The organism is Chamaesiphon sp. OTE_8_metabat_110, from assembly GCF_031382685.1.
Classification (GTDB): domain Bacteria; phylum Cyanobacteriota; class Cyanobacteriia; order Cyanobacteriales; family Chamaesiphonaceae; genus Chamaesiphon.
The window spans coordinates 1-3,610 of record NZ_JANMZA010000499.1 but is presented as its reverse complement, the minus strand read 5'-3'; the positions used below and the strand labels follow the sequence as shown (position 1 = coordinate 3,610).

The following is a 3,610-nucleotide window of genomic DNA, read 5'->3' as shown; positions in this document are numbered from 1 at the left end:
GGAGTAAAGCCCCCCTTTATAAGGGGGGTTGGGGGGTAAGCCCATCGGAAACGAAGTCTAGCCAACTTGTGTATACACGGCACCCCTCCGAGGAGAGGATTTTCCCCCCTTACCTCTTACCTCTTACCTCTCCCATCTCCCGCCTACCATCTCCCATCTCAAAAAAGATCTACCTTTTGACAGAGCGCAGCTCTAACTTCCGAAAGATGCCGATGTGTGTGAGTTTGCGTAAGCTATTTAGTAGCGGTTAAACGCCGATCTAACATTCACAGCATAAAAAAACAGTTATGGCAGATGAAACTTTACAAAAAGATCTTCCACAGACAGCAGAACCAAAGGCAGTTAATGCTGATGAAACGTTGAAAAGAAATATTCCAGAAATCGATGCGACGGAGATCGAAGATCCCCGCGCAATCTTTGCCGATCGAGACCGTTCTTTCTTGGAATATGTCATGGCTGAAGGTGGCTTTGCCGATCCTTATGATGCTAGAGATTTTACGGAAGTTGTGTTTCGGATTATGCGCGATCTGATGACTACCGAAGCAGCCGATCGGGTAGCTGATGAATTGCACGAGCCAGCCATGCCAACAGATGAAAAAGCTCTGCAAATGGAAGTAACGGATCTGTGGAAAGACAGCAATCCAATTGTCGGATTTTTGAGTCGGGTACGTCCACCATGGCAAGGCCCTGGCATCTTCAAAATTGATTCTAGCCGCTTCTTTTTCCGAGCTGCTAATGAAGGTGGGTTAGAACGCGATCCTGTCAACAAAGATGCCGAACGCAAACATGCAGTTAAGGCGGTATTTACAGCTACAAAGCGGGAACTGACTCCCGAGCGCATTGCTGAAGTGGCGAGCTGGCTACCGACAGATGGCGTCCGCGAGCTTTGGGATGAAGCTTAGTTAGCAGCCATCGAGCCAATCAAATTTAACAATACACCAATATTGAGACAATACATAAATTGCTCGATATTGGTGTAAAAAAATATTAAAATAGCTAATAAATGTACGAGTGTTATGTCTAAGGAAAATATTCCCCAAATAGTTAATTTTCTGTGTCAAGATCTAAATTTACCAAATGATTCGGTGCAATTAGCGCTCAAACAAACTCAATCTGCTCGCGGCACGCTACCGATCGTCTTGTGGCAATATGGGTTAGTGACATTATCACAGTTAGACCGAATTTTTGAACTATTTGAATCATACAGTTACTAATCAAAAAGTATTGTTAGCTACCAGCTATTTGTGAGTTAGATTGTAATCGACAAATGACAATCGAGCGAGTATTTAAGTATTATCATTGATGACTCGAACCTGAAGGATATGTTAAATTAAGTAATGAGAATATCTTCACTCATGAGCTTATGAATGTAAATCCGCAGCAGGATTTAGTCGTTACAGCAATGCGATCGCAAAAATTGTTGGATCGCATTCCGCAATTGGCTTGGTTGATGACCGAGCGCGGGCAGATGGTCGCTGTCAATCGGCATTGGTGCGAATATGCCGGACACTGTGACCTCGCGGATGCTAAATTTTGGCAAGACGGGCATTCTGGTTCAGTCGCAAGTATTGGTGCGATCGCACCAGCCGTAACCTTAGTAGAACAATATCCTCGGAGCTTTGAGCACAGTTTGCACGTAGACGATCGCGATCGCTTTGCGCTAGCTTGGGAAGAGGCAAGAAGATGGCAGACGCCACTAGCAATCAAACTGCAATTTAAAGGCGTAGCTGAGTGGGAGTGGTTCGATCTGGAATTAGAGCCAGATGGCGATGCGTTGGGTACGACCTGGATCGGTACGGCGACTCGATTGGGTGGGCAAGCTGTCATCCCCACGCGCCAATCGGCTCACTTTTTAGAAGCCTTGTTGGATTATGCTTCCGATGCGATCGTCGCTTGTGATGCAATGGGACGGTTGGTATTATTTAACCGCACGGCGCAGGAATTTCATGGCTTGCCGCCCGAACCACTGATGCCAGAGGAGTGGGCTAGATACTACGATCTCTATGATGGGGATGGCAGCAGGATTCTAACCAAAGCTGAGATCCCCCTATTTCGCGCGCTCCAAGGCGAAAAGGTCGTCGGGCAAGAAATGACGATTAAACCCAAACAGGGGCGAGCGAGGTCACTGGTGGCTAATGCCAGAGCGATTTACGATCGGAAAACTGGCGAAAAACTGGGGGCAGTCGCCTTGATGCGGGATATCACCGCTTACAAACAAGCGATGACTGAGCTCCAGCACAGCGAAAGCAAGTTTCGGGCGATCTTCGATGGTGTATTTCAATTCATTGGTCTGATCGAACCCGATGGCACGCTGATTGAAGTAAATCTTACTGCTTTGAAATTTGGCGGTATCCAGGCGGAAGATGCGATCGGGCGACGCTTCTGGGAGGTACCGGGTTGGGAATTTTCACCCTCTACACAGGCACTGCTGCGCGAATCGACCGCACAGGCGGCGCAGGGCGAATTCATTCGCTATGAAGTCGAATTGACCGGAGCGCAACAGCAGTTGATGCCGATCGACTTTTCGCTAACGCCGATTTTGAATCATCGGGGGGAAACGACCCTGATTATTGTCGAAGGGCGCGATATCAGTGTCGTCAGACAAGCGCAAACCGACCGCCTCCGCGCCGAACTCTACACCGAACGCTTGTCGGTCGGGTTGCGGGTTGCCAAAGCCGCAGGTTGGACTTGGCAAGTGGGCACCCAAACGATATTTTGGACGCCAGAATTTGCAGCATTATTTGACTACGAACCCGATCGCACGCAGATATCTTATCAAGACTGTCTCGATCGCATCCATCCCGACGATCTCGATCGCGTCATCGCCGAATTGCAAAAAACGATCGATGCAGAAATTCCCGAATATCGGTGTGAATACCGCATTGTCTGGCGGGATGGTCAAATTCGGTGGATCGATGGCGTCGGTCAATTGCAACGCGACGCCGCTGGAGTCACCACCATTTCGGGCTTAGTCTACGATATATCCCTTCGCAAGCAAAATGAAGCAGATCTCCATCGCAGTGAAGAATTTCTGCGCCAAGTACTCGAAAGCAATCAAGACTGTATCAAAGTCTTAGATTTAGATGGTCGGCTGCTGTATATGAATAACGGCGGTCGATCGCTGATGCAGATCGATGACTTTACCATGATTGCTAATTTCTCCTGGGGCACAATCTGGCAAGGTAACGAAACTGAAAATATCGAGCGGGCGATCGTTTCCGCTCGCGCTGGCAATATTAGTAAATTTGAAAGCTATTGTGCAACTTCCAAGGGCGTCCCTAAATGGTGGGAAGTAATTGCCGCACCGATCCTCGACAGCCAAGGTCATGTCGAACGAATTTTAGCAGTATCTCGCGATATTACCGAGCGCAAACAGATGGAGACCTCGCTCCAAGCTAGCGAAGAGCTATTTCGGCACACCTTCGAGTATACAGGCATCGGCTTTTGTCATGTCGCGCTCGATGGAACTTGGCTGCGGGTCAACCAAAAACTGTGTGAAATTGTCGGCTTTACCCCAGCCGAACTAGCGACCACTACTTTTCAAGCAATTACCGAACCCGCAGACCTCGATGCGGATTTGGCGCAGGCCGCTCGATTAGTCGCGGGGGAG

Annotated in this window: 3 protein-coding genes; all 3 read left to right on the top strand. The window is 48.6% G+C overall.

The genetic code is table 11. The features are described from left to right. Window positions 1–287 precede the first annotated feature (287 nt). Window positions 288–902, top strand: coding sequence for a DUF2267 domain-containing protein (locus tag RMO52_RS18280; RefSeq protein WP_309739591.1), 615 nt, complete (start codon window positions 288–290; stop codon window positions 900–902). Window positions 903–1,016: 114 nt separating this feature from the next. Then, window positions 1,017–1,214 carry a DUF2949 domain-containing protein gene (locus tag RMO52_RS18275; RefSeq protein ID WP_310417081.1) on the top strand — a complete coding sequence of 66 codons (198 nt, stop codon included), beginning with the start codon at window positions 1,017–1,019 and terminating at the stop codon, window positions 1,212–1,214. A 149-nt stretch (window positions 1,215–1,363) separates the two neighbouring features. Beyond that, window positions 1,364–3,610: PAS domain S-box protein (locus RMO52_RS18270; protein WP_310417078.1), on the top strand; the 2,247-nt coding region annotated here is incomplete at its 3' end.

Excerpts from the sequence above, each read along its gene's own strand:
- RMO52_RS18280 (WP_309739591.1), top strand. The coding sequence starts at position 288 with ATGGCAGATGAAACTTTACAAAAAGATCTTCCACAGACAGCAGAACCA.
- RMO52_RS18275 (WP_310417081.1), top strand. The coding sequence starts at position 1,017 with ATGTCTAAGGAAAATATTCCCCAAATAGTTAATTTTCTGTGTCAAGAT.